Here is a 21879-nt window from a genome sequence, read left to right as displayed (position 1 = left end):
GAAACGGCTCGGCCTCAGCGCAGGGCGCCGGCCGGTGTCCGGATCTCTGGCGGGCGGATGTCCGGACGGGTCTCCGGCTCCTCATCCGCGAGCACCCTGCCCTCGCGATGGGCCTGCATGACCTCCCGCGCCCGAGCCTGGTCGAAGGCGCCTTCCCATTTGGCGATGGCGATGGTCGCGACGCCGTTGCCGATCAGGTTGGTCACCGCCCGCGCCTCATTCATGAAGCGGTCGACGCCGAGCAGCAGGACGAGGCCGGCCACCGGCACGGTGTGGATGGTGGAGAGTGACGCGGCCAGGGTGACGAAACCCGCCCCGGCGACGCCCGCGGACCCCTTCGAGGTCAGCAGGAACACGCCGAGCAGCAGCAGCTCGTCCGCCAGCGACAGGTCGGTGTTGGTGGCCTGGGCGACGAACAGCGCCGCCATGGTCAGGTAGATCGAGGTGCCGTCGGCATTGAAGGTGTAGCCGGTGGGCAGCACCATGCCGACCACCGTCCTGTCGCAGCCCAGCTGTTCGAGCTTCTTCAGCATCTGCGGCATCACCGCCTCGGTCGAGCAGGTGCCGAGGACGATCAGGATCTCATCCTTGAAGTAGCGGAAGAACTGGGTGAGCGGGAAGCCCGACCACCAGGCGACGGACGCCAGGACCACGGCGATGAAGATGATCGTGGTCACATAGACGCAGAGCATCAGGTAGCCGAGCGACCAGATCGTGGCGATGCCGTATTTGCCGATCGTGAAGGCCATGCCCGCGCCGGCGCCGAGCGGCGCCAGGCGCATCACCATGGCGACGATCCGGAACAGCCCCTGCAGCAGCACGTCGATCAGGTCGACCAGCGGCTTGCCCCGTTCGCCGAGCCTCACCATCGCGATCCCCATCAGCACGGAGATCAGGATGATCTGCAGCATGGCGCCCTGGGCGAAGGCGTTGACGATCGTCGTCGGGATGATGTCGAGGAAGAAGGTTACGACGCCGTGGTTCCCCTGTGCCGCCTTGACGTAGGAGGAGATGGAGGACGCGTCGATCTGGCCGGCGTCGATGTTCATGCCGGCGCCGGGCCGCATGACGTTGGCGACGATCAGGCCGATCAGCAGCGCGAGCGTGGAAGCGATCTCGAAATAGATCAGCGCCTTCGCGCCGATCCGCCCGACATCCTTGATGTCGTTCATCTTGGCGATGCCGACGACGACGGTGCCGAAGACGATCGGCCCGAGCAGCATCTTGATCAGCTTGATGAACCCGTCCGCGGCCGGCTGCAGCGACGCCCCGATATCCGGCCAGAAAATGCCGATCCCGGCACCGACGACGATGCCGATGACCACCTGGACGTACAACTCGCTCAGAAATCGCTTCTTGTTCGGATTCCTCACACTTTCGCCTCTTCCCCGGGTTTTTGGTCGATCCTTGACGGGATGCAGGACATGCGCCGCCGTGTCAGCCGAGCGGCTGCTCCGGGAGTCCATGTCTTGCGGAGACCCGCGAAGGCGGTGCTTTCCTGCCAAGAGACGTATGGCTCGACGGCCGGCATCGCCAATGCTAATGCCGAGATTGCTTATAACGGATCGGCATAACCGATGGACCTGAACTGGCTGGAGGACTATCTGGCCCTGGCGGAGACGCTGAGCTTCTCGCAGGGGGCCGCGCAGCGCCATGTGACCCAGCCCGCCTTCAGCCGCAGAATCCGCGCCCTGGAGGACTGGATCGGCACGCCGTTGTTCCTCCGCACCACGCATCAGGTCGCCCTGACCCCGGCCGGCGAGCAGTTCCGGGCGCAGGCCGAGATCCTCGTGCGAGCCCTGCACCAGCTGCGCCGCGACACGCTGGAGGCCGCGCGGAAGGGCGCGCCGCCCCTGTCGATCGCGGCCACCCACGTCTTGTCCTTCACCTTCTTCCCCAAATGGATCCGCCGGAACGACGCGGCCGCCCGCCTCGGCAGCCTCAACCTGGTCTCGGACAGCCTGCAGGCTTGCGAACAGATGATGATCCGCGGCGACGTGACGTTCCTGCTGTGCCACTTCCACCCGAGCATGGCCACGCGCTTCGACAGGCGCCAGTTCCGGAGCATTGTGGTCGGGCAAGACGTGATGGTGCCGCTCAGCGCGCCCGATGACGACGGGGCGCCGCGCTGGCCTCTCGCGGGCGCGGCGCCGCCCCGCTATCTCGGCTACAGCGACCAGTCGGGGCTCGGCCGGATCCTGGCGGGGACCTGGGAGGCGGCAGGCGGCGCGCCGGCGCTGCAGCCGGTCTTCACCTCGCGTCTCGCCGCCACGCTGCAATCCATGGCCCGGAGCGGGGACGGTCTCGCCTGGCTGCCGCAGACCCTGGCGGAAGAGGACATCGCCGCCGGCCTGCTGGTCGAGGCCGGCGGCGCGGAGCATCACGTTCCGATCGAGATCCGGCTGTTCCGCCCCGTCTCGCGGCAGAGCGAAACCGCCGAGGCCTTCTGGGCCGCCTTCGCCTAGCCGGCCGGCCCCGCCGTCAGCCCCGGCTGCGGGCGACCATGGCGACGATGGTCTCGGCCAATTCCGCCTGCGCCTCGGCGGCGGTGAGGTCGCCCTTCGCCGCAGCGGCGGACAGGGCTTCGGCGGCGCCGAGCATCGCCCAGAGGCCGGCGTGGGCGATGGCGCCGGCCGGCGCGAAGGAGGCGAGCGCGCTGCGGCAGGTCTCCCGGAACGCTGCGTCGCACTCACGCTTGACCCGCTCCAGCTCCGGCGAGCTGGTCAGCGCCGCGACCACGCCCGGGATCTCGCGGCCCTGGGCCAGCACGCAGTCGAGATAGGCGGAGGCGATCACCGCCGCCCGGCCGGCCAGGGTCGGTTCGCCGGTCCGCAGCGCGGCCTGCAGCAGGGCCGTCTGGCGGTCGTCGAACTCCCGGTACAGCGCCGTCAGCAGGCCGGTGCGCGTGCCGAAATGGTCGTAGACCACCGGCTTGGTGATGCCGGCCTGCTCGGCCAGCCGGCCGAGCGTCAGCGCGTCCGTCCCCTCCTCCCGCACCAACCCCCAGGCGACGTCCATGAGCTGGCGATGCCGCTCGTCCCGAGACAGGCGGCGGCGCGGCCGGGGATCGGTTTCTCTCGTTCCGGTGCTTGACATGCTTATGTACCAAAAGTAACTTACTAAAAGTATATAAGACCTTCCCCTTCCCCGCAATCACCAGGAGCTGCCGGCATGCACGCGCTCGTCGTCGTCGCGCATCCCGATCCCAGATCGCTGACCCACGCCGTGGCCGCCCGTCTCGCCCAGGGCGTGTCGGGGGGCGTGTCGGGCCATTCCGTCGAGATCGCCGACCTCATGGCGGAGGGTTTCGACCCGCGCTTCACCGCAAACGACCACGCCGTCCATCTCAAGCAGGCGGCGCCCTCCGCCGATGTGCTGGCCGAGCAGGCGCGGATCGACCGCGCCGACGCGCTGGTGCTGGTGTATCCGGTCTATTGGTGGTCGATGCCGGGGCTGCTCAAGGGCTGGATCGACCGGGTCTTCGCCAATGGCTGGGCCTATGACGAGATCCCCGGCGGCAGGCTGGAGAAGAAGCTGGGCCGCCTGCCGGTCCATCTCGTCGCCCTCGGCGGCGCCGGCCAGCGGACCTATGAGCGGCACGGCTATTCCGGCGCCATGAAGACGCAGATCGACCACGGCATCTTCGACTATTGCGGTGCGCGCGTCGTCACCTCGGAGTTCCTGCTGCCCTCGGACACGCAGGACCCGAGCGCCCATCTGGACACCGCCCGCACCATCGGCGGCAGGCTGTTCCAGGCTGCCGAACGAAGCGACGCCGCCTGACCTCGCCCGTCAGCGCAGGCCCGACAGCAGCGCCCCGATCCGGCGCCCGGCGGCGGTGAGCTGGACGCGGCTGACCGCTTGGGCCCGTTCGACATAGTCGGGCGGGAGAACGCGGGCGGAGCTGGCCGATTTGCCCGCCCTCAGCCTCCCGCGCGCATAGGCGACCTCATAGGCGAGCTCGCGGGTATGGGCCACCCAATGGGCGAAGGCGGTCTCCGGGTCCGGTGACAGCGTCTCCACGTCGGCCGGCGGGTCCGGCTCCAGCTTGGCCTCGAGCGATCCCGGCGGCGTGAGGGTGAGCGCGTCCGGATGGCCCGCGGCGTCCCAGAACCGGTGGAGGCGCTCGGGCTCGGCACCCGGCGAGCGACGGACCCAGGCCCATTGTCCGCCGGCATCGGTGATCGGGAATCGCCACGACATCCACATCGCCGTGTGCAGCGGCTGGTGCATGTCGCCGACGATGTGCATCACCCAGCAGAGCGCGACCGCCCGGTCCGAATCCGAGGCCGTGGCGTCATGCGCGACCGCAAGATTGCGCCCGAACTCCGACTGGGCGCCGCCGAAGGCGAAGGGGATCACGCTGCGGGCCGAGGACACGATCCGCTGGCTCGTGTGCCAGCTCGGGTGATCGTAGGGGGTGTTCCGCACGGCATCCGGCCAGATCGCCATCAGCTCGAACATCCGGCGATCGCCGGCGCGGCCGGACAGGCCGCCGAGCTGGGCGTCGAAGCGGGCCCGGTCCGGATGCGCCCGCATCAGCCGGAGAATCACGGCGATCGCCTCCGGGTCGCGCTGCTCCAGCATGTCATAGGCCAGCGTCGCCGTGGCCATATGGCCGTCGCGCAGCCACGCCATGGCCTGGTGCGGCATGAGCAGCACCAGCATCAGCATCGCGGTGAGCCCGGCCTGCCTCCAGCGCTTGAGAGGGAGAGCTCGCATCCGGCACCTCCGTGATTGGGAAGCCTTGCCCATATGTGGCCTCTGTCGGATTGGCGGCAAGAACCGGAGTGAGGCCGCGCCGCGCCGCTGCCATCCTCCCCCGTGTCGAACGACGGAAGGAGAAACGAGATGGGTGCATTGGCGGGCAAGGTGGCGATCGTCGCCGGGGCCAGCTCCGGCATCGGCCGGGCCGCGGCGGTGCTGTTCGCGCGCGAGGGCGCGGCCGTGATGGCGGGGGCCCAGCGTCAGGCGGAGCTCGACGCGCTGGTCGGGGAGATCGCGGAGGCCGGCGGCCGGGCCGCGGCGCTGGCCGGCGACGTCACCGACGAAAGCTATGCCCCCGCGCTGGTGGCGCTGGCGGAGGAGCGGTTCGGCGGCCTCGACATCGCCTTCAACAATGCCGGCATGGTCGGGCCGATGGCGCCGACTCCGGAGGTGACACCCGCGGCCTGGCGGGAGACGGTCGAGACCAACCTGACCAGCGCCTTCCTGGCGGCGCGGCACCAGATCCCGGCGATGCTGCGGCGCGGCGGCGGGTCGCTGATCTTCACCTCGACCTTCGTCGGCTACACGGTCGGCTTCCCCGGCGTCGCCGCCTATGCCGCCAGCAAGTCGGGCCTGATCGGGCTGGTGCAGGCGCTGGCGGTCGAGTTCGGCGGCCGCGGCATCCGCGTCAACGCGCTGCTGCCGGGCGGCACTGAAACGGAGATGTACCGGGAGTTCGCCAAGACACAGGCGGAGCGCGACTTCATCACCGGCCTCTACCCGATGAAGCGCCTGGCCAGCCCGGAGGAGATGGCGCGGTCGGCGCTCTACCTCGCCTCCGACGCCTCCAGCTTCACCACGGGAGCGGCACTGCTGGTCGATGGCGGGGTGTCGATCACAAGGACGTGAAGAAGAACGGCCCTGCTCTTTGCGTTGCCTCTCCCGTTTACGGGAGAGGTCGGAGACGCGAAGCGGCTCCGGGTGAGGGCTCTTTGTCGAGGCCTGGGCCAGCCCTCACCCGGTCTCGCTGCGCGAGCCCGACCTCTCCCGCCAAGCGGGAGAGGCAATCTCAGAGCCGACCGACCGTGCTCGACTCAGCAAGCCTCACGCCACCACCCCCGCATGGTGCTCCACCGCCGCCAGCACCGTCTCCATCTGGACCTGATGGCCCAAGGCGAAGCGGTCGCCGTAGATGGTCTCGTCCGGATATTCGGTGATCAGGGTCAGGGGCGGGACGTGGCGCTCGTCCGGGCCGATCAGGCAGGGGATGCCGTTGATCACGGTGAACGGCCCGGCCCCGGCATGGGCGCCATAGGCGGCCAACTGCATCCGGTTCAGCTGCAGCAGCGGCTCGATCCGGGCGAGGCGGCGGGTGATCGCCTCGATCAGCGCCATCCCCGGCTCCTCCCAGCCCGGATGGTGGCGCAGGATCAGGAAGAAGCCCTTCGGGATGGTCCACATCTCGAAGCCGCGTGGCAGGTAGCCGGTGAAGGGCCGGGTCCATTCATGCGCCGGATAGCCGTGCAGGTTGACATGCAGCTGCGCCCCGGTGCGCGCGATCGCCTCGCTGCGCGCCGCGCGCTCATACAGCCCGTCGCCCTCGCGATACTCCAGGTCGTCGCCCAGCGCGGTGTAGCGCGCCGCGTGATGCATGTGCCGCGGATTGTCCCGGCACAGGCGCTGGTGCAGGGCGTAGCCGTCCGGGTTCTCCAGCGGGACCAGGGCGAGATGGGTCTCCGGGTCCTGCAGCAGCACCTGCGCGGCACGCAGGGCGCCGACCGGGCCGGTGGTCTCGTTGGCGTGCTGGCCGCCGGTGACCACGATGGCCGGGCGCGACCCCGGCCGGATCAGCCCCGGCACCGCCCTTCCCTGCCGCGACCGCGCCAGGATCGGCTGCCCGCCCAGCGCCGCCACCATGCGATGCACCTGGACGATCGACAGCGGCGCCTCGGCCGTGTCCAGCGGCTGCTCCGGCCAGTCGCCGGCCTCGTCGGACAGGTCGCCGAAGGGGACGGTCTCGACCCGCACCCGGGGAGCGCCGGCCCGGATCTCCGGCACGATCTGGCCAGGCTGCAGCCTGCGGTCGCCGAGCGGGCGGGCGGAATGGCGCTGGAACAGCTCGAGCAGCGTGAAGTAGAGGTCCTCGTGCAGCGCCTCGTGCAGGCTGACGGCCTCCTCGTGGAACGGCAGCGCCCGCTCGATCGCCGGCGCCTCGACCGTGATCGACAGCCGCTCGAAATACGGCTCGTCGCTGCCCCAGGGATGGGCCTGGACGGTCTCGACCACGGCGCGGAACAGGCCCTCGACCTCGGTCTCCAGCCGCTCGTCCAGGTCGGGCTGGCCGTCGGGCCGGCCGGTGACACGCCGCCAGCCGGTCGGCGACAGGCAGGCGGCGCCGAGATGGTCGAGGCCGAGATGGTTCGGGGCGAAGACCTCCACCGTCGCGGTGCGGCCGTCGCGCCAGGCCAGGGCCACGCGGTAGCGCAGCGTCTCGTCGCCCGGCTCGAAGCGCAGCTCGACATCCTGCAGCAGTGCCTTCAACGGATAGGCCTCGAGCAGGAAGCGGTCGGGCGCGGCGGCGGGATGGACCGGGTAGCGGATGGTCGCGACCGCCAGACCCTCCGTCTCGATCTCCTCCAGGAACGCATGCAGCAGCGGCTTGTAGGCGCTGCGCAGCCGGGCCGAGACGCCGGCCGTGGCCAGGGCTGTCTCGGCCTCGCGGCGCACCGTCTCGCCCTCGAACAGCCAGGCCTCCACCGCCGCGCCCTGCTGGCCGTTGGACAGGTCGCGCAGCAGGGCGTCGAGGGTCCGCGGCGCCTCGCGGTCCAGGAGAACGGTCATGATCAGATCTTTCCGGTCGGGTCGAGGACGTCGCGCAGCCAGTCGCCGAGGAGGTTCAGGCCGAGCACGGTGAGCATGATGGCGAGGCCGGGGAAGACGCTGATCCACCAGGCCGTCTGCACATAGGTGCGGCCGTCGGCCAGCATGCCGCCCCAGCTGGGGATCAGCGGGTCGACGCCGAGGCCGAGGAAGGTCAGGCTGCTTTCCAGCAGGATGTTGTTGGCCACGTTGAGCGTCATCAGGATGACGATCGGCCCCATCACATTGGGCAGCAGGTGGTCGAGGATGATGCGGTGGTCGCGCACGCCGATCGCCGCGGCGGCCTGCACGAATTCCCGCTCGCGCAGGGACAGCACCGAGCCGCGGACCAGCCGGGCGTACTGCACCCATTGCGAGATGATCATGAAGAAGATCAGCCGGTCCAGGCCGCCGCCGAGGATGGCGATGAAGGTCAGCGCGATCAGGATGAAGGGCAGCGCCTGCTGCACGTCGGCGCAGCGCATCAGGACCAGGTCCCACAGGCCGCGGTAGTAGCCGGCGACGAGGCCGGCCAGGGTGCCCAGCACCACCGCGCCGGCCACCGAGGCGAAGCCGACGGTCAGCGAGATGCCGCCGCCGGTCACCACCCGGGCCAGCACGTCGCGGCCGACCGGGTCGGTGCCGAGCGGATGCGCCCAGCCGTGGAATGGCGGCAGAAGTCGGGCGGTCAGGTCGAACCCCTCGCCGCCATCGGGAAACAGCAGGCCGGCGCACAGCACCGCCAGCACCATCATGCCGGTCAGCGCCGCGCCGAGGATGAATTCCAGGTTGCGCAGGCGGCGCGACCAGGGCCGGCGGTCTTCGATCACGGCCATGGGCTACTCGGTGCGGATGCGCGGGTCGACCAGCCCATAGGCGATGTCGACCGCGAGGTTGATGACGACGATCAGGATCGCCAGCACCGTGATCACCGCCTGCAGCACCGGATAGTCGCGGGCGGCGATGGCGTCGAAGGCCAGCGACCCCATGCCGGGCCAGGCGAAGACCTGCTCGACCACCACGATGCCGCCGACCAGCCCGCCGAACTGCAGCCCGATATAGGTGATCAGCGGGATGGCGCAGTTGCGCAGCGCGTGCTTGTACAGCACCACCCGCTCGCGCAGGCCCTTGCTGCGCGCCACCATGACGTATTGCGCCGACAGCGTCTCCAGCATCGCGGTGCGCACCAGCCGGACATTGGTGGCTGTGAGGATGATCGCCATGGTGGCGGCCGGCATCACCAGGCTGGATGCGTCCTCCATCCCGCTCGGCGGCAGCCAGCCCAGCGCGATGGAGAACACCAGCACCATCATCATGGCCAGCCAGAAGTTCGGGAAGGACAGCCCGACCAGCGACAGGATGCGGATCAACTGGTCGACCGCCCGGCCCTTGTGCACGGCGGCGTGGATGCCGAGCGGGATCGACAGCAGGATCGAGGCGAAGAGCGAGACGAAGGCCAGCAGCAGCGTCGCCGGCAGCGCCCTGCCAACCAGCAGGGTGACCGGGGTGCCGCCGAGGAAGCTGCGGCCGAGATCCCCGGTCAGGAGGCCCTGCAGGAAGCCGAGATACTGGACCAGGAACGGCCGGTCGAGGCCGAGGGCGATGCGGATCCGCTGCAGATCCTCCTCGGTCACGCTGCCGGCGCCCTGGGCCAGCATCACCGCCGGATCGCCGGTCAGCCGGATCGCCCAGGAGACCAGCAGCGTCACCACCAGCACGACGAACACCGCGAGCGCCACCCGCTTGGCGACGAAGCCGATCATTCGACGGTTGCGTCGACGAAGCGCATCCGCTCGTCGGAGGGCAGTTGGGCGTTCTGCACCCGCCGGCTGACGCCGTAGATGGTGTTCGAGTTGTACAGCGGCAGCTCCATCGCCTTGTCGGCGACGTAGCCGGCGATCTGCTGCAGCGTCTTCTCGCGCTCGGCCGGGTCGTAGGTCTTGCGCTGCGCCTCCAGCATCGCGTCCAGCTCGGGGATGCTGTCGTATGGGTTCCACTTCTCGCCGGTGTGGTACATCAGATAGGCGGTGTTGTCGTAGTCGAAGGTCCAGCCGCCCCAGCCCTCCTGGAACAGCGGGCCGGTCTTGCCGTTCGGCACGATGTCGTTGAGGAAGACATTGCTCTCATAGGGCTTCAGCGTCGCCTTGAAGCCGACCATCTGCAGGTAGCCGGCCACCGCCTGCAGCACCTCGCGCAGGGTGGCGTTGTCGCCGCGGAAGTCGAGCTGCAGCGGCGTGCCCGGCCGCACCCCGGCCTGGGCCAGCAGCGCCTTGGCGCCGGCCGGATCGAAGGGCAGCGGCTTCAGCTCGGGCGGATAGCCGAAGGACAGCCGGCTCTGGAAGCTGACGATCGGCTCGGCCTGGCCGGCGAGCACGGTCTTGACGATGGTGTCGCGGTCGACCGCCATGATGATGGCCTTGCGCACCGCTTCGTTCGAGGTCAGCGGGTCCTTGGTGTTGAACCGCATGGCGTAGACGGTCGGGCCCGGCACGCTGACGATCTGCAGCTTCTGGTCCTGCTCGATCACCGGCACCTGGGCGACCTCGACCTGGGTCGCGACATCGACCCGGCCGGCCTGCAGCTCGGCCACCCGGGTCGAGGATTCGGCGATGAAGCGGTAGACCAGCTTGTCGATCTTCGGCGCCCCGCCCCAGTAGCTGGGGTTGGCCTCGAGCGTCAGGCCGACCTTCGGCTCGTAGGACACGACCTTGAACGGGCCGGTGCCGATCGGCGCGCTGTTGAAGGCGTCGTCGCCCTTCTCGGCGAGGTATTTCGGCGGCACGATCATGGCGCCGTAGCCGGCCAGCTTGGTCAGCAGCACCGGGTCCGGCCGCTTCATCACGAAGTCGACCGTGTGGTCGTCGACCACCGCGACATGGTCGATCGAATTGTAGTTCGACTGCTGCGGGCCCTTGGCGCCCTCGGCACCGAGCAGCCGGTCGAAGGTGAACTTCACCGCGGCGGCGTCGAAGGCCTCGCCGTTCTGGAAGGTGACGCCCTCGCGCAAATGGAAGCGGATGCGGTTGGCGTCGTCCAGGAACTCCCAGCTCGTCGCCAGGCCGGGCACCAGCTTGAGGTCGGGGCCGCGCATCACCAGCCCGTCAAAGATCTGGCTGCCGACCGATCCCCACGCCACCAGGAAGGTGTCGATCGGGTCCCAGCTGCCGGGGTCCTGCCGCAGCGCGACGGTCAGCGTCCCCGCCGCCTGGGCCTGCGACGCCGCGGCGGGCAGCAGCGCCGTCGCCAGAGCCAGTCCGAGAGCATGCCTGCCGAGGGTTCCTTTAAGCATCATCGCCTTCCCTGTTCTGTTGTGATGGCGGCTCATGCCTCGGCCGCCGCGAAATGGTTGGGCCCGACCGGCTGCAGCCGGTGGATCGCCGGCTCGTCGCCGACCGCGCGCACCGGGCTCGGGATCTCGCCCTCCAGCGCCGGGCGCTGCGCCGCCCGCTCCGGATCGGCCACCGGCACCGCCGCCAGCAGCCGTTTCGTGTAGGGGTGGCGCGGCGTCTCGAACACCGCCCGGCGCGGCCCGATCTCGACGATCTGGCCGAGATACAGCACCGCGACGCGATGGCTGATCTTCTCCACCACCGCCATGTCGTGGGTGATGAACAGATAGGACAGGCGCTGCCGTGCCTGCAGCTCCATCAGCAGGTCGACGATCTGGGCCTGGATCGAGACGTCGAGGGCGGAGACGGATTCATCGGCGATGATCAGCTTCGGGTCGCTGGCCAGCGCCCGGGCGATGCAGATGCGCTGGCGCTGGCCGCCGGAGAATTCATGCGGGTAGCGCCCGGCCCGGGCCGCCGGCAAACCCACCCGCTCCAGCAGCTCGTGCACCCGCCGGGTCACCGCGGCACGGTCCGCCGCCAGCCCGTGGGTGACGATCGGCTCGGCGATCGAGAACCCGACGGTCTTGCGCGGGTCGAGCGCGGCGAAGGGGTCCTGGAACACGTACTGGATCTTCTGGCGCAGCCGCCGCCGCTCCGCCACCCCCATCGCCAGCACGTCCTGCCCTTCGAAGCGGATCGAGCCGGAGGTCGGCGCCACCAGCTGCTGCAGGGTCTTGCCGATGGTCGACTTGCCGCTGCCCGACTCCCCGACCAGCGCCAGCGTCTCGCCGGGATAGACTTCGAAGCTGACCTCCTCCACCGCATGGACCCGGTGGGTGACGCGGCCGAGCATGGTCTTCTTGACGTCGAAGCGGGTGGTCAGCCGGTCGACCGATAGCAGCGGCGCCGCGGTGTCGGCGGTGTCCTGCACTCGGGTCTCGCCGACGCTGCGCGGCGTGTCGCCGTCGAGCACGATCAGGGGCGTGCGCTTCGGCAGGTTCTCGCCGGCCAGGCTGCCCAGCCGCGGCACCGCCGACAGCAGCGCCTTGGTGTAGGGGTGCTGCGCCGCCCGGAAGATGTCGCGCACCGGCGCCTGCTCGACCTTGCGGCCGCGCCACATCACCAGCACCTCGTCCGCCATCTCCGCCACCACGCCCATGTCGTGGGTGATGAACAGCACGGCCATGCCGAGGTCGCGCTGCAGCTCGCGGATCAGGGTCAGGATCTGGGCCTGGATGGTGACGTCCAGCGCCGTGGTCGGCTCGTCGGCGATCAGCAGGCGCGGCCGGCAGCACAGCGCCATGGCGATCATCACCCGCTGGCGCATGCCGCCCGACAGCTGGTGCGGATAGCGGCCCAGCATCGCCCCGGCATCCGGCAGCCGCACCCGGCGCAGCAGCGCCTCTGCCTCCCGCCGCGCCTCGCGCAGGCCGAGATTCTGGTGCAGCACCAGCGCCTCGACGATCTGGTTGCCGATGGTGAAGACCGGGTTCAGCGACGTCATCGGCTCCTGGAAGATCATGGCGATGTCGTTGCCGCGGATCTCGCGCAGCCGGTTCTCCGGCGCCTGCACCAGGTCGATCGGCGCCCCGCTTTCCGGCCGGAACCGGATCGAGCCGCCGGTGATGGCGCCGCCGACATGGCGCACCAGCCGCATCAGCGACAGCGCCGTGACCGATTTTCCCGAGCCGGATTCGCCGACGATGGCGAGGGTGCGGCCGGGGGCGAGATCGAAGCCGAGCGACTGCACCGCCGCGAAGGGACCCGCGGGCGTGTCGAAGGTGACGGTCAGGTCACGCACCGACAGCAGCGCGCCGGAGTCTGCGCCCGACCGCGGCGCGTCCAGCGTCTCGACGGCGCCGGTCACAGCCGGATCGCCGGCGCGCGTCCGCTCACCCTGCCCTGCCCCATGCCAGCCTCTGTCCGGAGATTCGATGGCGAACTGTCGAGGCCCCGCCGTCGCGCTGTCAACCGGCTCTTTCCCGCGGTGCCGTCAGCGCGTGCCAGCCGGCCATGGCGCTGTCGACCACGGCCTGCAGCGCCGGGCAGTCGGCGCCGTTGCGGGCCTGGATGGTCAGGCCGTTCAGCACTGTGGCGAAATAGGCGGCGATGGCCTGGGTGTCGGCCCCGTCCGGGACATCGCCCTCGGCCAGGCCGCGGTCCAGCCGCGCCTTGATCTGCGCCACCGACCGCCGCCCGGCCGCCTGCAGATAGTCGCGGACCTCCGGGCTGGCCGGGATGCCGACGGCGGAGGCCAGCACGATCATGCAGCCGGGCGGTCGCCCCGGCGCGGTGTAGGCCGTCGCGTTCTCGCACAGCATCGCCTCGACGCCGGCCCGCGCCGTCGGCGCCTCCTGCAGCGACCGGGACGCCGAGCCGCCCTCGCCCGACTCGTAGAGCTCGAGCGCCTCGCGGAACAGCACCTCCTTGCAGCCGAAGGCCGCGTAGAGGCTGGGGGAGTTGATGCCCATCGCGGCGGTGAGGTCGGCCATCGACGCGCCGTCATAGCCGCGCGCCCAGAACACCTCCATCGCCCGGTGCAGGGCGGCAGCCCGGTCGAAGCTGCGGGGACGGCCCCGTTCGGCCATCGCGGATCCTTTCTGTGTCAAGCAATACATAATTCACTGGACAGGCGCCGGCAAGCGGGATATGCATTTATGTATCGATCAACACATAAATGGGGATTGCCATGTCCGGATTGTCCGGAAAGGTCGCGCTGGTCACCGGCGGCAGCCGCGGCATCGGCGCCGCGATCGCGGAGCGGCTGGCGCGGGACGGCGCCGATGTGGCGCTGACCTATTCCGCCTCGCCCGACAAGGCGCAAGCCGTGGTCGGGCGGATCGAGGCGGCCGGCCGGCGCGGCCTGGCGATCGCCGCCGACGCCACCGACGGCAAGGCGGTGCAGGCGGCGGTGGAGCGGACCGTGGCCGACCTCGGCCAGATCGACATCCTGATCAACAATGCCGGGATCTTCCCCTATGGCCCGTTCGAGGAGGTCAGCGAGGACGAGCTGGACCGCACCCTGGCGATCCATGTGCGCTCCAGCTTCCTGGCGGCCCAGGCGGCGGCCCGGCATCTGGGCCAGGGCGGGCGGATCATCTCGATCGGGTCCTGCCTCGCCGACTATGCCGGCGCGCCGAACATGACGCTCTACGTCATGACCAAGGCGGCGCTGACCGGGCTGACCCGCGGCCTGGCGCGGGATCTCGGCCCGCGCGGCATCACCGCCAACATCATCCATCCCGGCCCGACCGACACCGACATGAACCCGGCGGACGGGCCCGGCGCGGACGGCCAGCGCCAGGGCATCGCCCTCGGCCATTACGGCGAGGCGTCGGACGTCGCCGCGATGGTCGCCCATCTCGCAGGCGAGGGCGGCCGGTGGGTGACCGGCGCGTCCATCGCCGTCGACGGTGGTGTGAACGCCTGATCGTCTCGTCTGCCCCGAGTCAGTGGCCGACGCGCCCCGGCGCGAGCGGCTTGAACCTGAAGATGAAGTAGGGAGGCCGGTTCAGCGCCCGGCCCTGGTTGAAGATCGCCGCCTGGGCGATCTGGGCGGCGGAGACGTACATGAAGCCGCTGGGGCCGTAGCTGACGCCGTCCGGCCAGAGCAGGCGCTCATTCTGCGCAAAGCGACGGTACTGGCGCGTTCCGGCGGGGATGACGCCGACGGCGTTCGCTTCGACCTCGGTCAGGTAGAGATTGCCCTCATCGTCGATGGACAGGCCGCCATTGTTGGGCTTGGCCGCGTAGCGCTCCACGCGTTCGCCCAGGCCGGCGTCGGGCAGGCTCTCGTCGTTCAGGTCGGCGATCCTGACGCGGTAGAGGCTGCCGCCGCTGAGCGGCGCGAAGTAGAGCCATTCGAAGGTCTTGTCGGCGGCGATGCCGTCGGCGCCCACCCTGATCGGGCTCGGCGCCCCATCCTTGCCCGGCACGGTGAGTACGTTGCCGTCGACCGTGATCGGCACGGCCTCCGGCAGGGTGCTGACATGACCCTGCAGCAGCCGCCTCGCCGCGCCCGTATCCATGTCCACGACGACCAATGCCGCCTTCGTGCCGTCGCCCCCCGGACCGATGCCTTCGTCGGCGATGTAGAATTTGCGATTCTTCAGATCGACGACGAAGTCGTTGTGCTGCGATTCCGGCAGCGAGGCCGGCGCCGGGATGTAGTAGATCCGGGCGAGCCTGCCGGCCCTGGTGTCCCAGCCGACGAGCTTGGGCGTCAGAGGAGTGCGCTGGCCCATGTCCAGCATCCAGACGACGCCGTTCTCATCCGCCCGCAGGCCGAGCACGCTGTCGAGATACTGGTCCGTGCCTTCGCGCTGCTTGTTCCATGCGGCGTTGGGAAAGGGCGTGTAGCTGCGCCTGTCGCCGTTCAGCTCCGCCACGCGCACGTCATGGCCGAAGAAGGGGTGATGGCTGAAGATCACCCGGTCGTCGGCCGTGAAGGTGATGTTGCCGACGGCCTCCGGCAATTCGGCGAAGACTTCCGCCTCGATCGGCGCCGGGGCCTCCTGAGCCTGCAGCGGCGCCGACAGGGACATTGCCATCGCCGATGCCAGCAGTATTCCGCGGGTCATGTTCATCATCGCCGTCTCCGCATCGTGGTTGAGAAGGATCACGGGCACACGGCTTCCCTCGATCGGCGATCGCGGTGGATCGCCGATGCGGGCTTCCGTCGGAGGTGATTGCTGAAGGGGCCGGCTTCGAGACCTGCCGTCCCCGGATCAGGGCATGGGCGCGGGGTTCGGCCGAAGGACGTCCGCCAGGCCCAGCCTGTCGCCGATCAGGCCCGGAGATCTGTGGGCGACATCGCGCATGTCCGGTCTCCCTCCGTTGCTGGGAGACGATATGTCATCTATGAATGATTCCAACAAGAACACACATATATCGCTTATAGTGTCGAAAATGATACTGTCGAAAGAGAGAGACCATGCCCCGCATCCGGCACCAGAGCCTCGATTGCAGCCCGGGCTGCGTCGTCGAAGGCGCGCTCGCCCTCATCGGCGGCAAGTGGAAGGGCGTCGTGCTGTATCACCTGTTCAAGGAGGAGGTGCTCCGCTTCAACGAGATCAGGCGGCGGCTGCCGAATGTGACGCAGCGCATGCTGACGACCCAGCTGCGTGAGCTGGAGACAGCCGGCTTCATTTCACGGAAGATCTATCCTGAGATCCCGCCGAAGGTCGAATACCGCCTGACCGCGCATGGCCAGAGCCTCGCGCCCGTTATCAGCGCGCTCAAGGCCTGGGGCGACGAGCACATCGCGCTCGGGGACAGCCCGCGCGCCGCGAGGACCGGGAAGGCCGCATAACCGGCGGGCCGCCGAGGGGCCGAGCCCCCATGCCCTACTGCGCCGGCACCTCGACCGGCCGCTTCCGGCCCAGGGTCATCTGGGCCAGCACGAAGGCGATGACAGCGCAGGCGGTGATGCCTGCCACCATCGGCAGCGAGGTGCCGTCGAAGAACGGGCCTATGACCGCAATCACCACCGCGCCGGTGACGAATTGCAGCGTGCCCATCAGGGCCGAGGCGGTGCCGGCGACGGCGCCGTGCTCCTCCAGCGCCAGCACCGAGGTGGTCGGGATGACGAGGCCGAGGAAGCCGTAGCCGACGAACAGCAGCGCGGCCAGCACGGCCAGCTGGTCGATCCCGGCCAGGGTGACGGCCAGCAGCACCACCATGGCCGCGGCATAGCCGGTGACCGCGACCCGGACGATCCGGCCGAAGCCGAAGCGCGCCGCCAGCCAGGCGGTGCATTGCGACACGCCGATGAAGGACACGGCGTTGATCGAGAAGAACACGCTGTAGAGCCGCGGCGACAGGCCGTAATGCTCGATCAGCACGAAGGAGGAATTGGCCAGATAGGCGAAGAAGCTGGCGATGCCGAAGGCGCCGATGAAGGTCAGGCCGAGGAACTGCCGGTCGGTCAGCAGCGACCGGTAGGCCGACAGCGCGCCGGCGATGCTGCTCTCCACCCGATGGGCGCGCGGCCGGGTCTCGCCGAGGCAGAACGCCAGCAGCAGGATGCCGAGCGCGGCCAGGACCGTCACCACCCAGAACACGCCGCGCCAGCCCGCCGCCTCGATCACGAAGCTGCCGATCAGCGGCGCCAGGATCGGCGAGACGCTGAACACCAGCATCAAGAGCGACATCAGCCGTGCCGCCTCGGTGCCGGTGTGCAGGTCGCGCACCACGGCGCGCGGGATCACCATGCCGGCGCAGGCGCCGAGCCCCTGCACGAAGCGGAAGGCGATCAGCGTCTCGATGTCCGGCGCGAAGACGCAGCCGATGCTGCCGGCCAGGAACACGGCCAGGCCGATATAGAGCGGCAGCTTGCGTCCGAACATGTCGGAGAGCGGCCCGAAGACCAGCTGGCCGACGCCGAGCGAGATGAAGAAGGCCATCAGGCTGGCCTGCACCGCCTCGGTGCCCGCCCCGAGGCTGCGGCCGATCTCCGGCAGCGCCGGCAGGTACATGTCGATCGCGAAGGGCCCCATGGCGGTGAGCAGGCCGAGCACGATCGCATAGCGCAGCAGCGACGAGGACATGAGCGGTCTTCCGGAATCGGAGGCCGGCGGACGGGGATGGTCCGGGCGGATGATGAAAGCGAGCCGCGCATCGCCTCTGCGGGCGATCGCTGCGACTCTCTGTCCAAAACTTTGGACAGTATTGTCCAAACCGTCAAGCCCCCTTATGGTGGGGACATGCAGGAGTCGGAACAGATCGGGCGGCCGGTGCCGCCCCGGCGCGGCCAGGTCGCCAAGCACGCCTCGGTGCTGGACGCGGCCGCGGCCGTGTTCTGCCGCGATGGATTCGCCGGCGCCAGCATCGACCTGATCGCGGCCGAGGCCGGGGTGTCGCGCCAGACCATCTACAACCACCATGGCGACAAGGAGGCGCTGTTCGTCGCCGTGGTGCGGGAGATGACCGAGCGCTGCAATGCCGGCCTGTTCTCGACCCTGACCACCTTCCCCGACCGGCCCCGGGACCTGGAGGCGGAGATGACCGCCTTCGCCGGCCGGCTGGTGCGCAACTGCCTGTACAACCGCGACGGCGGGGCGCTGCGCAAGCTGATCCAGTCGGAGGGCGAACGCTATCCGGCGCTGTTCGCCGCCTGGCGCGAGCACGGGCCCGGCACCGCCTGGGCCGCGATCGCCGCACGCTTCGCCAGGCTGGCCCATGCCGGATATCTGCGGATCGAGGATCCGGACCTGGCGGCACGCCAGTTCCTGGCCCTGATCCATGCCGATTTCCACATCTCCCACATGCTCGGCACCAAGCCGGCGGAGGCCGAGATCGATGTCGGGGTCACCAATGCCGTGCGCACCTTCCTGCGCGCCTTCGGTCCGACCGCCCCGCCGCCGCCCGCCCTGGCGCAGCGCACCCGCCCCAACTGATACCAGCAAGCCGGTCGGGCCTGCCCTGCGCCGATGGCTGGTGCGGATCGAAAGATCTGACATAACATCTCGTCCGACGCCGTCGAGCTTCGCGCCCCGTAACCGATCGAGCGATCCCCCATGTCCGCCCTGTTCTCCCCGCTTGCCCTCGGCCCGGTCTCGCTGCCCAACCGGATCGTGGTGGCACCGATGTGCCAGTATTCCGCCGATGACGGCAGCGCCACCGACTGGCACCTGCAGCATTGGATGAACCTTGCCATGTCCGGCGCCGCGCTGGTGGTGGTGGAGGCGACCGGCGTCGAGCGCCGCGGCCGCATCACCCATGGCTGCCTCGGCCTCTATTCCGATGCCAATGAACGGGCGATCGCCCGCGGTTTGGCCGCCGCCCGCGCGGTCGCCTTGCCCGGCACCCGCTTCGGCATCCAGCTGGCCCATGCCGGCCGCAAGGCTTCGTGCCAGCGCCCCTGGGAGGGCGGCCGCGCCCTCGGCCCCGACCAGGATCCCTGGCCGACCGTCGGCCCCTCCGCTTTGCCCTTCGATTCCGGCTGGCACACGCCCGAGGCGCTGGACGAGGCCGGGCTGGAGCGGGTGAAGGCCGCCTTCGTCGCCGCGGCCCACCGTGCCGTGCGGCTGGGCTTCGACGCCATCGAGCTGCACATGGCCCATGGCTATCTGATGCACAGCTTCCTGTCGCCGCTGTCGAACCGGCGCGACGACCGCTGGGGCGGCGACGCCGAGCGGCGGCGCGCCTTCCCGCTGGCGGTGGCGCGCGCGGTCCGTGACGCGGTGCCGGCCGGGATCGCACTGGGAGTCCGGGTCAGCGCCTCGGAATGGGTCGAGGGCGGCTTCGGCGTCGACGAGGCCGCGGTCCTCGCGACCGAGCTGAAGGCGATCGGCTTCGACTTCCTCTGCGCCAGCTCCGGCGGCAACGCCGCCCGGGCCCGCATCCCGGTCGGCCCCGGCTACCAGGTGCCGCTGGCCCGCGAGATCCGGCAGCAGAGCGGGCTGGCCACCCGCGCCGTCGGCATGATCGTCGACCCGCACCAGGCGGAGGGCATCATCACCCGCGGCGATGCCGACCAGGTGGCGCTGGCCCGCGCCGTGCTGGACGATCCGCGCTGGGGCTGGCATGCGGCCGAGGCGCTCGGCGCCGAGCTGACCCTGCCGCCGCAATACGCCCGGGCCGGCGTCAAGATCTGGCCCGGCCGCAAGCTGCTGCAGGCCGCGGAATAAGCGAGAGGCCCGGAATGACCGACACCATCGCCGTTCCGGGCCTGACCGCCCCGGCCGAGATCCTGGTCGACCGCTGGGGCATCCCGCATCTGACCGCGGCCAGCCAGGACGACCTGTTCTTCCTGCAGGGCTTCAACGCCGCCCGCGACCGGCTGTGGCAGATCGACCTGTGGCGCAAGCGCGGCCTGGGCCTGCTGGCCGCCGATTTCGGCCCCGGCTACCTGACCCAGGACATCGCCAGCCGCCACTTCCTCTACCGCGGCGACATGGCGGCGGAATGGGCTGCCTACGCCGAGGATGCGGCGGCGATCTGCACCCGCTTCGCCGCCGGCATCAACGCCTATGTCGGGCTGACCGAGCGCGAGCCGGACCGGCTGCCGCAGGAGTTCCGGCTGTTCGGCACCCGGCCGGCGCGCTGGCAGCCGGAGGATGTGGTCCGCATCCGCAGCCACGGCCTGACCCGCAACGCGCTGTCGGAGCTGGCGCGGGCGCATGTGCTGGCCGGGGCCGACGCCGCCACCGACCGGCTGCGCAAGGCGGTCGAGCCGCCGGTCGAGGTCGGGCCGGTGCCGGGCTTCGACCCCGAGGCGGTGCCGCCGGACGCGCTGCAACTGTTCCGCCTGGCCATGGCGCCGGTGACTTTCCCGCCGGAGCGACTGGCCGCGACTTTGGACGAGGCGCCGCTGTGGCGGGTGGCCACCGATCTCGGCGAGGTGCTGCGGGCGCAGGAACCTGACGGGTCGAACAACTGGGCGGTGCATGGCAGCCGCACCGCGACCGGCCGGCCGATCCTGGCCACCGACCCGCACCGCACCCACGCCGTGCCGTCGCTGCGCTACCTGGTCCACCTGACCGCGCCGGGCTTCGACGCGATCGGCGCCGGCGAGCCGAGCGTGCCCGGCATCATGATGGGCCATAACGGCACCGCCGCCTTCAGCCTGACCATCTTCGGCGCCGACCAGGAGGATGTGTATCTCTACGAGACCCGGCCGGACGACCCCGACTCCTACCGCTACGGCGAAGGCTGGGAGCGGATGCGGACGGTGGAGGAGCGCTTCGCCGTCAAGGGCGCGCCGGAGCAGGTGCGAAGCCTGCGCTTCACCCGGCACGGGCCCGTGGTCCATGCCGACCCGGCCCGGCGCAGCGCGGTGGCGGTGCGGTCGGTCTGGTTCGAGCCGGGCTCGGCCGCCTATCTCGCCAGCCTGTCCGGCATGCGCAGCCGCAGCCTGGCCGAGTTCCGGGCGGCGATGCGGCGCTGGGGCACGCCGTCGGTGAACCAGGTCTATGCCGACACTTCGGGCACCATCGCCTGGCTGCCGGCGGGCCATGTGCCGCGGCGGCCGAACTGGCGCGGCCTGGCGCCGGAGCCGGGCGATGGCAGCCACGAATGGGACGGCATGATGGACCCGGCGCTGATGCCGCTGTGCGCCGACCCGCCGGAAGGCTTCGTCGCCACCGCCAACGAGCTGAACCTGCCGCCGGACTGGCCGCATGACGACCGGCCGGTCGGCTTCGAATGGCTGGAGGACAGCCGGGCCGTGCGCATCCGCGAGGTGCTGGCCGGGCAGGACCGCCATACCTTGGCCCAGTCCCGGGTGCTGCAGGCCGACACGCTGTCGGTCCCGGCGCGGCGGATGCAGCGCCTGCTGGCGCCGCTCGAGGCACGGGACGCGGCGCGCGGGCTGGACCTGCTGCGCAACTGGGACTCCCGGCTCGACGTTGGCTCCGCCGCCGCGGCGCTGTTCGAGCTGTGGTGGACGAAGCACCTGAAGCCGGCGCTGTTCGCCCGGCTGGTGCCCGACCCGGCGATCCGCCGGCTGCTGGCGCCAGGCGACGTCGCCGGCATCCTGGCGGCGCTGGAATCGCCGGACGCGCGCTTCGGCGCCGATCCGGAAGCGGCGCGCGACGCGCTGCTGCTGGAGACGCTGGGCGAGGCCGTGCGCGACGCGACACGCCGCCTGGGTGTCGATCCGTCGGCCTGGCGCTGGGGCGACCTGCACCAGGGCTATTTCGAGCATCCGGCCAGCGCGGTGGCGCCCGACCGCCGCGGCGATCTCGACGTCGGCCCGCTGCCCAAGGGCGGCAGCGGCTCCACCGTCATGCACGCCGCCTACCGGCCGGACGACTTCCGGGTCATCCACGGCGCCTCGGTCCGCATCGTCATGGATGTCGGCGACTGGGACCGCAGCACCTGCATCAACGCCCCCGGCCAGTCCGGCGACCCGCGCTCCCCGCACTATCGCGACCTGGCTCCGTTGTGGGCTCGTGGCGAGCAGGTCCCGCTGCTCTACAACCGCGCGGCGGTGGAAGGCGCGGCGGAACAGCGGATCGAGTTGGTGCCGCAGCCGTAG

Annotated in this window: 19 protein-coding genes; 8 read left to right on the top strand and 11 right to left on the bottom strand. The window is 70.4% G+C overall.

Features of this window, described 5'->3' with window-relative positions; genetic code table 11:
- Nucleotides 1–14: 14 nt before the first annotated feature.
- A complete protein-coding gene (gene dctA, locus ACTOWL_RS28795) occupies nt 15–1373 on the bottom strand; it encodes a C4-dicarboxylate transporter DctA (protein ID WP_441324722.1) in 1359 nt (452 codons plus the stop codon).
- 204 nt (nt 1374–1577) lie between these two features.
- Between dctA and ACTOWL_RS28790 the strand changes: the two genes are divergently transcribed.
- On the top strand, nt 1578–2465 hold the full coding sequence (locus ACTOWL_RS28790; protein WP_441324721.1) for a LysR family transcriptional regulator: 888 nt from the start codon (nt 1578–1580) through the stop codon (nt 2463–2465).
- 16 nt (nt 2466–2481) lie between these two features.
- On the opposite strand, the gene ACTOWL_RS28785 is transcribed toward ACTOWL_RS28790, so the two are convergent.
- Nucleotides 2482–3018, bottom strand: a complete 537-nt coding sequence (locus tag ACTOWL_RS28785; RefSeq protein ID WP_441324720.1) for a TetR/AcrR family transcriptional regulator — start codon at nt 3016–3018, stop codon at nt 2482–2484.
- A gap of 153 nt (nt 3019–3171) precedes the next feature.
- Here ACTOWL_RS28785 and ACTOWL_RS28780 point away from each other — a divergent pair, with 153 nt between their 5' ends.
- Nucleotides 3172–3783, top strand: coding sequence for an NAD(P)H-dependent oxidoreductase (locus ACTOWL_RS28780; protein ID WP_441324719.1), 612 nt, complete (start codon nt 3172–3174; stop codon nt 3781–3783).
- Between the two features lie 9 nt (nt 3784–3792).
- On the opposite strand, the gene ACTOWL_RS28775 is transcribed toward ACTOWL_RS28780, so the two are convergent.
- The gene (locus ACTOWL_RS28775) at nt 3793–4722 is read right to left on the bottom strand and encodes a S1/P1 nuclease (protein ID WP_441324718.1); all 930 of its coding nucleotides are present in this window, start codon (nt 4720–4722) and stop codon (nt 3793–3795) included.
- 129 nt (nt 4723–4851) lie between these two features.
- Here ACTOWL_RS28775 and ACTOWL_RS28770 point away from each other — a divergent pair, with 129 nt between their 5' ends.
- Nucleotides 4852–5616 (top strand): SDR family oxidoreductase, encoded by a 765-nt coding sequence (locus ACTOWL_RS28770; protein WP_441324717.1) that lies wholly within the window; start codon nt 4852–4854, stop codon nt 5614–5616.
- 195 nt (nt 5617–5811) lie between these two features.
- Here the strand turns inward: ACTOWL_RS28770 and ACTOWL_RS28765 are convergent, their stop codons facing one another.
- From ACTOWL_RS28765 to ACTOWL_RS28740, 6 genes are all read right to left on the bottom strand, one after another.
- Nucleotides 5812–7548: a M14 family zinc carboxypeptidase gene (locus ACTOWL_RS28765; RefSeq protein ID WP_441324716.1), complete on the bottom strand. Its 1737-nt coding sequence runs from the start codon at nt 7546–7548 to the stop codon at nt 5812–5814.
- A gap of 2 nt (nt 7549–7550) precedes the next feature.
- A complete protein-coding gene (locus ACTOWL_RS28760; RefSeq protein ID WP_441324715.1) occupies nt 7551–8402 on the bottom strand; it encodes an ABC transporter permease in 852 nt (283 codons plus the stop codon).
- A gap of 3 nt (nt 8403–8405) precedes the next feature.
- Nucleotides 8406–9329 carry an ABC transporter permease gene (locus tag ACTOWL_RS28755; RefSeq protein ID WP_441324714.1) on the bottom strand — a complete coding sequence of 308 codons (924 nt, stop codon included), beginning with the start codon at nt 9327–9329 and terminating at the stop codon, nt 8406–8408.
- Nucleotides 9326–10855: an ABC transporter substrate-binding protein gene (locus ACTOWL_RS28750; RefSeq protein WP_441324713.1), complete on the bottom strand. Its 1530-nt coding sequence runs from the start codon at nt 10853–10855 to the stop codon at nt 9326–9328. Before ACTOWL_RS28750 ends, ACTOWL_RS28755 begins: the two co-directional genes overlap by 4 nt.
- A gap of 32 nt (nt 10856–10887) precedes the next feature.
- Entirely contained in the window at nt 10888–12765 is a 1878-nt protein-coding gene (locus ACTOWL_RS28745) for an ABC transporter ATP-binding protein (RefSeq protein WP_441324712.1), read from the bottom strand.
- 100 nt (nt 12766–12865) lie between these two features.
- Entirely contained in the window at nt 12866–13486 is a 621-nt protein-coding gene (locus tag ACTOWL_RS28740) for a TetR/AcrR family transcriptional regulator (protein WP_441324711.1), read from the bottom strand.
- 101 nt (nt 13487–13587) lie between these two features.
- Between ACTOWL_RS28740 and ACTOWL_RS28735 the strand changes: the two genes are divergently transcribed.
- Nucleotides 13588–14328, top strand: a complete 741-nt coding sequence (locus tag ACTOWL_RS28735; protein WP_441324710.1) for an SDR family NAD(P)-dependent oxidoreductase — start codon at nt 13588–13590, stop codon at nt 14326–14328.
- A 19-nt stretch (nt 14329–14347) separates the two neighbouring features.
- On the opposite strand, the gene ACTOWL_RS28730 is transcribed toward ACTOWL_RS28735, so the two are convergent.
- Nucleotides 14348–15520, bottom strand: a complete 1173-nt coding sequence (locus ACTOWL_RS28730; RefSeq protein ID WP_441324709.1) for an L-dopachrome tautomerase-related protein — start codon at nt 15518–15520, stop codon at nt 14348–14350.
- Between the two features lie 311 nt (nt 15521–15831).
- Here ACTOWL_RS28730 and ACTOWL_RS28725 point away from each other — a divergent pair, with 311 nt between their 5' ends.
- Nucleotides 15832–16209, top strand: coding sequence for a winged helix-turn-helix transcriptional regulator (locus ACTOWL_RS28725; protein ID WP_441324708.1), 378 nt, complete (start codon nt 15832–15834; stop codon nt 16207–16209).
- A gap of 34 nt (nt 16210–16243) precedes the next feature.
- Here the strand turns inward: ACTOWL_RS28725 and ACTOWL_RS28720 are convergent, their stop codons facing one another.
- A complete protein-coding gene (locus tag ACTOWL_RS28720; RefSeq protein WP_441324707.1) occupies nt 16244–17446 on the bottom strand; it encodes a multidrug effflux MFS transporter in 1203 nt (400 codons plus the stop codon).
- A gap of 156 nt (nt 17447–17602) precedes the next feature.
- Here ACTOWL_RS28720 and ACTOWL_RS28715 point away from each other — a divergent pair, with 156 nt between their 5' ends.
- The 3 genes from ACTOWL_RS28715 (at nt 17603) to ACTOWL_RS28705 (ending at nt 21879) form a co-directional block, all read left to right on the top strand.
- Entirely contained in the window at nt 17603–18295 is a 693-nt protein-coding gene (locus ACTOWL_RS28715; protein WP_441324706.1) for a TetR/AcrR family transcriptional regulator, read from the top strand.
- Between the two features lie 120 nt (nt 18296–18415).
- Nucleotides 18416–19528 carry an NADH:flavin oxidoreductase/NADH oxidase gene (locus ACTOWL_RS28710; RefSeq protein ID WP_441324705.1) on the top strand — a complete coding sequence of 371 codons (1113 nt, stop codon included), beginning with the start codon at nt 18416–18418 and terminating at the stop codon, nt 19526–19528.
- 14 nt (nt 19529–19542) lie between these two features.
- Nucleotides 19543–21879 (top strand): penicillin acylase family protein, encoded by a 2337-nt coding sequence (locus tag ACTOWL_RS28705; protein ID WP_441324704.1) that lies wholly within the window; start codon nt 19543–19545, stop codon nt 21877–21879.

This window comes from Inquilinus sp. CA228, assembly GCF_052078665.1.
Lineage (GTDB): Bacteria > Pseudomonadota > Alphaproteobacteria > DSM-16000 > Inquilinaceae > Inquilinus.
The sequence above is the reverse complement of the archived record's forward strand: the minus strand, read 5'-3'. Positions and strand labels throughout refer to the sequence as shown.

What these genes read in the sequence shown, in the direction of transcription:
- ACTOWL_RS28790 (WP_441324721.1), top strand. Translation starts at nt 1,578, where the DNA reads ATGGACCTGAACTGGCTGGAGGACTATCTGGCCCTGGCGGAGACGCTG.
- ACTOWL_RS28785 (WP_441324720.1), bottom strand. Translation starts at nt 3,018, where the DNA reads ATGGACGTCGCCTGGGGGTTGGTGCGGGAGGAGGGGACGGACGCGCTG.
- ACTOWL_RS28780 (WP_441324719.1), top strand. Translation starts at nt 3,172, where the DNA reads ATGCACGCGCTCGTCGTCGTCGCGCATCCCGATCCCAGATCGCTGACC.
- ACTOWL_RS28775 (WP_441324718.1), bottom strand. Translation starts at nt 4,722, where the DNA reads ATGCGAGCTCTCCCTCTCAAGCGCTGGAGGCAGGCCGGGCTCACCGCG.
- ACTOWL_RS28770 (WP_441324717.1), top strand. Translation starts at nt 4,852, where the DNA reads ATGGGTGCATTGGCGGGCAAGGTGGCGATCGTCGCCGGGGCCAGCTCC.
- ACTOWL_RS28765 (WP_441324716.1), bottom strand. Translation starts at nt 7,548, where the DNA reads ATGACCGTTCTCCTGGACCGCGAGGCGCCGCGGACCCTCGACGCCCTG.
- ACTOWL_RS28760 (WP_441324715.1), bottom strand. Translation starts at nt 8,402, where the DNA reads ATGGCCGTGATCGAAGACCGCCGGCCCTGGTCGCGCCGCCTGCGCAAC.
- ACTOWL_RS28755 (WP_441324714.1), bottom strand. Translation starts at nt 9,329, where the DNA reads ATGATCGGCTTCGTCGCCAAGCGGGTGGCGCTCGCGGTGTTCGTCGTG.
- ACTOWL_RS28750 (WP_441324713.1), bottom strand. Translation starts at nt 10,855, where the DNA reads ATGCTTAAAGGAACCCTCGGCAGGCATGCTCTCGGACTGGCTCTGGCG.
- ACTOWL_RS28740 (WP_441324711.1), bottom strand. Translation starts at nt 13,486, where the DNA reads ATGGCCGAACGGGGCCGTCCCCGCAGCTTCGACCGGGCTGCCGCCCTG.
- ACTOWL_RS28735 (WP_441324710.1), top strand. Translation starts at nt 13,588, where the DNA reads ATGTCCGGATTGTCCGGAAAGGTCGCGCTGGTCACCGGCGGCAGCCGC.
- ACTOWL_RS28725 (WP_441324708.1), top strand. Translation starts at nt 15,832, where the DNA reads ATGCCCCGCATCCGGCACCAGAGCCTCGATTGCAGCCCGGGCTGCGTC.
- ACTOWL_RS28720 (WP_441324707.1), bottom strand. Translation starts at nt 17,446, where the DNA reads ATGTCCTCGTCGCTGCTGCGCTATGCGATCGTGCTCGGCCTGCTCACC.
- ACTOWL_RS28715 (WP_441324706.1), top strand. Translation starts at nt 17,603, where the DNA reads ATGCAGGAGTCGGAACAGATCGGGCGGCCGGTGCCGCCCCGGCGCGGC.
- ACTOWL_RS28710 (WP_441324705.1), top strand. Translation starts at nt 18,416, where the DNA reads ATGTCCGCCCTGTTCTCCCCGCTTGCCCTCGGCCCGGTCTCGCTGCCC.
- ACTOWL_RS28705 (WP_441324704.1), top strand. Translation starts at nt 19,543, where the DNA reads ATGACCGACACCATCGCCGTTCCGGGCCTGACCGCCCCGGCCGAGATC.